The organism is Streptomyces sp. NPDC048338, assembly GCF_043201055.1.
Classification (GTDB): Bacteria; Actinomycetota; Actinomycetes; order Streptomycetales; family Streptomycetaceae; genus Streptomyces.
In genome coordinates this window covers 1-932 of record NZ_JBICYQ010000021.1, presented here as the reverse complement: position 1 = coordinate 932, position 932 = coordinate 1, and the positions used below count along the sequence as shown (strand labels likewise).

1 rRNA gene and 1 pseudogene are annotated in these 932 nt (G+C 67.3%); both read right to left on the bottom strand.

Annotation, left to right across the window (positions count from 1 at the left end):
• Positions 1-733 (bottom strand): annotated as a pseudogene (locus ACGFZF_RS35665) (hypothetical protein); the annotation flags it as partial.
• A gap of 108 nt (positions 734-841) precedes the next feature.
• A 5S ribosomal RNA gene (gene rrf / locus ACGFZF_RS35660) occupies positions 842-932 on the bottom strand; the annotation flags it as partial.

Sequence of the window (932 nt, the reverse complement as noted above, 5' to 3'; positions counted from 1 at the left end):
GACGGTCGTCACGGGGGAACGACGGACGGTCGTCGCGGCGGAAACCGCCACCACGGTTGTCGTCACGGCGCTCGTCACGACGGAAGGACGGACGCTCGTCACGACGGTCGTCACGGGGGAACGACGGACGGTCATCGCGGCGGAAACCGCCACCGCCGCCGCCACCGCGGTTGTCGTCACGACGCTCGTCACGACGGAAACCACCGCCACCGCCACGGTTGTCATCACGACGGTCATCGCGACGGAAACCACCGCCACCGCCGCCGCGGTTGTCATCACGACGCTCGTCACGGCGGAAACCACCACCACCACCGCCGCCACGGTTGTCATCGCGACGGAAACCGCCACCGCCGCCACCGCCACGGTTGTCATCACGACGGTCATCGCGACGGAAACCACCGCCACCGCCACCGCCGCGGTTGTCATCACGACGCTCGTCACGACGGAAGGTCGGCCGGTCGTCACGACGGTCATCGCGTCGGAACGGCGGACGGTCGTCACGGCGGTCATCGCGAGGACGGTCGTCACGACGGAAACCACCGCCACCGCCACCGCCGCGGTTGTCATCACGACGGTCGTCACGGCGGAAACCGCCACCACCACGGTTGTCGTCGCGACGCGGCCCGCGGAAGCCGCCCCGCTCGCCACCGTCCCTACGACGCGGCTCGCGCTCCGGACGATCGTCGGGAGAGTTGGTGGACATCGACGTGACTCCTGTCTTCGGGTACTGCAGTCATTCTCGCGCAGCCGGCACCCCGACGCGCTTCGAGAAATTCAAGGCAAAAACAAAAAGGACCCTTGGTCCCAGCGTGAACGCTGGGACCAAGGGTCCTGAAAGATTGTTCGGCGGCGTCCTACTCTCCCACAGGGTCCCCCCTGCAGTACCATCGGCGCTGAAAGGCTTAGCTTCCGGGTTCGGAATGTAACCGGGC